The organism is Ruegeria arenilitoris (genome assembly GCF_013032445.1).
GTDB classification, from domain to species: Bacteria; Pseudomonadota; Alphaproteobacteria; order Rhodobacterales; family Rhodobacteraceae; genus Ruegeria; species Ruegeria arenilitoris_F.
The window spans coordinates 1-4,893 of sequence record NZ_WQCA01000067.1 but is presented as its reverse complement, the minus strand read 5'-3'; the positions used below and the strand labels follow the sequence as shown (position 1 = coordinate 4,893).

At 57.0% G+C, this 4,893-nt stretch carries 7 protein-coding genes; 5 read left to right on the top strand and 2 right to left on the bottom strand.

Going from position 1 to position 4,893, the window contains the following annotated elements; genetic code table 11:
• Window positions 1-270: 270 nt before the first annotated feature.
• The gene (locus GOW98_RS25315; protein ID WP_217359745.1) at window positions 271-888 is read right to left on the bottom strand and encodes a helix-turn-helix domain-containing protein; all 618 of its coding nucleotides are present in this window, start codon (window positions 886-888) and stop codon (window positions 271-273) included.
• 102 nt (window positions 889-990) lie between these two features.
• Between GOW98_RS25315 and GOW98_RS25310 the strand changes: the two genes are divergently transcribed.
• The 5 genes from GOW98_RS25310 to GOW98_RS25290 are packed head-to-tail and all read left to right on the top strand — an operon-like array spanning window position 991 to window position 4,597.
• Complete coding sequence (locus GOW98_RS25310; RefSeq protein ID WP_170337364.1) at window positions 991-2,181, top strand: LLM class flavin-dependent oxidoreductase; 1,191 nt, start codon at window positions 991-993, stop codon at window positions 2,179-2,181.
• Window positions 2,174-2,851: a glutathione S-transferase family protein gene (locus tag GOW98_RS25305; protein WP_170337363.1), complete on the top strand. Its 678-nt coding sequence runs from the start codon at window positions 2,174-2,176 to the stop codon at window positions 2,849-2,851. The genes GOW98_RS25310 and GOW98_RS25305 overlap by 8 nt, the downstream gene beginning before the upstream one ends.
• A complete protein-coding gene (locus GOW98_RS25300; protein WP_170337362.1) occupies window positions 2,851-3,333 on the top strand; it encodes a flavin reductase family protein in 483 nt (160 codons plus the stop codon). The genes GOW98_RS25305 and GOW98_RS25300 overlap by 1 nt, the downstream gene beginning before the upstream one ends.
• Window positions 3,330-4,226, top strand: coding sequence for an alpha/beta hydrolase (locus tag GOW98_RS25295; RefSeq protein ID WP_170337361.1), 897 nt, complete (start codon window positions 3,330-3,332; stop codon window positions 4,224-4,226). Before GOW98_RS25300 ends, GOW98_RS25295 begins: the two co-directional genes overlap by 4 nt.
• A complete protein-coding gene (locus GOW98_RS25290) occupies window positions 4,223-4,597 on the top strand; it encodes a nuclear transport factor 2 family protein (RefSeq protein WP_170337360.1) in 375 nt (124 codons plus the stop codon). The genes GOW98_RS25295 and GOW98_RS25290 overlap by 4 nt, the downstream gene beginning before the upstream one ends.
• A gap of 98 nt (window positions 4,598-4,695) precedes the next feature.
• Here GOW98_RS25290 and GOW98_RS25645 read toward each other — a convergent pair.
• The coding region (locus GOW98_RS25645; protein WP_217359744.1) for a hypothetical protein at window positions 4,696-4,893 on the bottom strand (198 nt) is incomplete at its 5' end.

The window sequence follows — 4,893 nt, the reverse complement described above, 5'->3', positions numbered from 1 at the left end:
GCAAAAGCTACGTAACCGCCCTGCCCTGCTCAAGCAAAGTTCCTCTGACAAGACCCTTCGGATATTGCGCGCCTTTGAAGGAAATCATGAACTGACACTCGACTGATTTTACCGAAAGTCATTCACCCGCGGCATCTGACGTCGTCAACAGCCAAAAGTTTGCAACAGATCCCAACACCCCTGCCCCGCTCAACCCAAGTTCTTCTGACAAGACCTTTCAGCGCACCACACACAAAAGCACTTCATGCATCTGCAATAGCAGACCATCAGTCACCACGTGATACGTATCGGCGACATCGCCCAGACCATTGTGGCTTCTTTTTCGGTCTTGTTGCGAAAGCGGTGCGCGATCATGGATGGATAGGAAAAGCTGTCTCCTTCACGCAATGAAATGACCTCGCTCGCGAGACGCAGCTCAACTTCGCCGCTAAGGACGATGGCGTGTTGCTCACCTTCAAAGGAATACCCTTCCAGCGGCTCGGGCGGTTGTCCTGCGCCGGGACGGAACCGCGACAGGATCAAATAGCACTGGCCAGACAACGTGCTGGACAGCAATTCGTCCTCAAAGCCCAATTCATCCGTTGACCGCGTATACATCGCCGACAGCGCCCTGCGGTTTTCACGTCGCACGACGTGCTTGCGTTCCAGCGGGCCTTCTCCTGCCTGCTTGGGAAAGAACCAGCCCGGGTCAACCGCAAGCGCATCGCTGATTTCGCCAAGCAGGTCTTCGGACACCCTGGCCGTCCCAAGCTCAATCCGGCTGAGATAGGCTTTGGAACATGACACCGCCTCGGACAAGTGCTGTAGAGTCAGCCCACGTGCTTTGCGCACTTCGCGAATTTCACTGCCAAGCCTTTGGGCGTCGGTCTGGGACACGTCATTTTTCATAACTTCAGAATAAATGATTTCAGTTGACTTTTCGAGTAAAAATCAACTTAGTTGAAAATAGGATAAAAAATCAACTGATCTTTTACCTGCCGGGAGAACGTTATGCGCTTTGATTTGATTGCCAATTTTAGCCCTGGTGAGACGATTCCCTGGGCGCGCACGCTGGAGATGATCCTCGAACAGTGTTCGCTGGCAGAGCAGGCGGGTTTCACAACCGCGTGGTTCACCGAGCATCACTTTGCCCATAACGGATATATGAATGCGCCGCCCAATCCGATCCAGATGGGGACCCACGTGGCTGCGCATTGCAAGAAACTGCGGGTTGGCACGGCGCCTATCATCCTGCCGGACTGGCATCCTTTGCGGGTGGCTGAAGATGCCGCGATGCTTGATAACATGACCCAGGGCCGGTTTGATTTCGGCGTGGCCAAGGGCATCAACGAACGCTCGACCATCCAGTTCAACAAAGATGCGGACCGGCGAGACAATGCCAAGGTCATGCGGCTGTATCAGGAGAGCCTTGAGATAATCCTGAAAGCCTGGACTAACGAGGCGTTCACCCATCACGGCGAGTTCTATCAATTCCCGGTTCCTGGCTGGAAAGAGGCCAATCGGTTCTTTGACCCTCTGGACCCGCGTTATCACGACGAAGATGGCGAATACAAGGCGATGTATGTGCATCCGCGCCCCTATTCCGACCCGCATCCGCCGGTCTGGCTGATGTCGAATGCCCCGCCCACATTTAAGTTGGCCGGAGAGCGCGGTTGGGGTGTGATCTCGATGGCGGCGGGCCCCAAGGCGACGCTGGCCTGTTGGGAACCTTATCGTCAGGCCCTGTCGCAACGCGATGGGCGCGAGGTGAAGCTTGGCGAAGGCGTTGGTGTCTGCACGGCGTTTTATGTCGGCGAAAGCATGGATGAAGCGGTGAACACCATTCGCGGCCCGATCAACGCCTATTACGAATTCCTTGGCGGATCGCGTCCCAAGGGGGAATGGACCAAGCACGGCTATCTGGACGTGGGCGAAGAGATGACGCCCGAGGATGAGGATATGGATTGGTTCGACTTCCTCAACAAACGCGGGATCATCGTGGTTGGCGATGCCGAATATGTTGCGGATCGGTTTGCGGAACGACAGGAAACCATCGGTCTCGATCACCTCATGCTGATGCAGCAATACACCGGCGTGCCCTACGAAAAGATCCTCGCCAGCTGGCATCGTCTGTTTGAGCACGTTGTTCCCAAGTTCGGCACGCAATCCATCGCCCAGAAAAGGATGCTGGAACATGCTTGAGATTTGGGGGCGCCCCTATTCGTCGAACGTTATTCCGGTGATCTGGGCAGCGAACGAGCTGGGGCTGGACTACACGCTGCAGCTGGCCGGGGGCAGCTTTGGCAAACTCGATACCGAAATGTATGCGCAGATCAATCCCAACAGGATGATCCCGGCGATCCGGGATGGAGACTTTGCGCTGTGGGAAAGCCTCGCCATCGTGCGCTATCTCTGTGATCGGTACGGCGCCGGAACGCTCAGCCCGTCCGACATCCAGACCCGTGCGATTGCGGATCAATGGATGGAGTGGTCGGCCAGTCGCGCCTTTGGGCCGGTGATCCACCTGTTCTTCGCAACCGTGCGCACTCAACCTGATCAGCGCGACCCGGAAAAGATCGCCAAGCTGAGTGACGAAGCGCATGAGGCCCTGACCCTTCTGGATCAGCATCTGGCGGATAAAGCCTATGTCTGCGGCGACAGTTTTACCATGGCGGATATTCCTTTGGGGTGCGTAGCTTACCGCTATTTCAACGTCGAGGTCGACCGCCCGCCCTTGCCGAATGTCGAGGCCTGGTATCAGGGGCTGGCGGAACGCCCTGCCTACCGCGATCACGTCATGCGTCATTTCGGGACAAATCCTGATGAATGGGCTGCGCTGGAGAAAGCCTGCGCCAACGAAGGGGTGCTATAGTGGACGTCCGGGACTATCGCCGCGCACTGGGCGCCTTTCCGACCGGCGTGACCATCGTCGCCACCTATGACGCGGACGGTGAGCCCTGGGGCCTGACCGCCAATTCCTTTACCTCGGTCTCACTGCAGCCGCCGGTGATCTCGGTCTGTGTCGCAAAGTCAGGCCGGGTGTTCCCGACGCTATCGCAATCGGATCATTTCGCGGTCAACATCCTGTCGGCCGAGCAAAAAGACCTTGCGATGCACTTCGCCAGCGACGTTGAAAACCGCTTTACCGATACCGAATGGACCCCCGGAACCGCGACCCCGTTGATACCCGGCGCCTCGGCGCAATTGGAATGCACGGCGCACAGCAGGGTCGACGCAGACGATCATGAGATCCTTCTGGGCCGCGTTGTTAACTACGCCCACGCACCGGTTCCGCCCCTTGTCTTTTGCCGCGGTGCTTTCTTCGCGGCCCCCAATCCCGAGGTTTCGTCATGAGCGATCATTTGACCTACCACACCCGTTTCAGCCCGGAAGAATTCGACGCGCAATACAATCTGCGGGCCGGACGACCGGATTATGAAGTCACCGTCATTCCCGCCTGGAGCTGCGACAGCGAGGCCGCGCGCGCTACATCTGATTGCAGTCTGGATATCCGTTACGGGGAAGGTGAGAAACAAAAGCTGGATGTCTTCCGCTGTCCGGATGCGACCGCACCGACGTTGGTGTATGTGCACGGCGGCTATTGGCAACGCGGCGACAAATCGATCTACAGCTTCATTGCACCACCCTTTGTCGCGGCGGGGTTCAATGTTGTGGTCATCGGCTATGACCTTTGCCCATCCGTGACCATCACCCGTATCTCCGAAGAAATCCGCGAAGCGATGGCTTACATTTGGCGCAACGCCCGCGATTTGGGGATCAATCCGGACCGTATCACCGCGATGGGCCACTCGGCTGGCGGCCATATCACCCAGATGATGATGGCGACCAACTGGCCCGATTTCGGCGATGATCTTCCTACCGACATGATCAAGTCCGGCATCCCGGTGTCGCCGCTCAGCTACCTTGAACCGGTCCGGCTGACCCAGGCGCTCAATTCCGGTATCCGGATGACCCCGGAAGAGGCCGAGACAGAAAGCCCGATGACCAACCATCCTCCGGTTACAAACGCACCGCAGCTGGTTGTCGTTGGCTGCGCGGAAACCGACGAATTCCACAGGCAGGCCCGGATGTATGTCGAAAAATTTGGGACCGCAGACCGCAAGGTCGGCCTCTACTTCGTTCCGGACGTCGATCACTTTGACGAACTGAACGTTCTTGTCGACCCGAAAAGCCCCTTCTTCAAACACACTTGCGATATGCTTCAAGGAAAAGGACCGCAATCATGACCGCTTTGACCCGAGACCTCGTCGACGCTGTCGGCGACGCGTTTAACGCCAACGACATCGATGCTGTGATGAAGCACTTCGCAGACGACGCCACTTTTGATCACGCCGTCGGCCCGGACGAACATGGCGTGCGTCTGGAAGGCGCCGAAACGATCCGCGGTGCTTTTTCTGCGCTGTTCGAAAAAGTCGAAAACGTGCATTGGGAAACCCTGGACTGCGCGATCTCGGGCAACAAAGCCTACTGCGAATACCGACGCACCGCGACGCATAAGGATGGCTCGAAAGAAGAGTTTCTGAGCGTCGACATCCTGACCTATCGTGATGGACTGATTGTCCATAAGGACACCTATTATAAGCAACGGACAAGTTGATCGTTTAACCCCTGACGCGGCCACACCTTCGGAAGGCTTGTTGGAGAGCCGCGTCGTCTCTTGGGCAAGCCCGATCACGGACGGGCTTCGCGCTATTTTCAATCAACAACGGCGATACTGTCGTAGCCCGCGCAAACATTACGCGGTTTGAGCACGTTCATGTGTTGCGCTGCATTTGTTGTTTCGGACTCCGAACCAACTTCGGAAACGGTGCTGCCAGACAAATGCGCAACAGTCTCTATAAGGACAGGATGACTGCCCCTTATTCCGCGCAAAGACCGCGCCACTCGGAGAGA

What these genes read in the sequence shown, in the direction of transcription:
- GOW98_RS25315 (WP_217359745.1), bottom strand. Translation starts at nt 888, where the DNA reads ATGAAAAATGACGTGTCCCAGACCGACGCCCAAAGGCTTGGCAGTGAA.
- GOW98_RS25310 (WP_170337364.1), top strand. Translation starts at nt 991, where the DNA reads ATGCGCTTTGATTTGATTGCCAATTTTAGCCCTGGTGAGACGATTCCC.
- GOW98_RS25305 (WP_170337363.1), top strand. Translation starts at nt 2,174, where the DNA reads ATGCTTGAGATTTGGGGGCGCCCCTATTCGTCGAACGTTATTCCGGTG.
- GOW98_RS25295 (WP_170337361.1), top strand. Translation starts at nt 3,330, where the DNA reads ATGAGCGATCATTTGACCTACCACACCCGTTTCAGCCCGGAAGAATTC.
- GOW98_RS25290 (WP_170337360.1), top strand. Translation starts at nt 4,223, where the DNA reads ATGACCGCTTTGACCCGAGACCTCGTCGACGCTGTCGGCGACGCGTTT.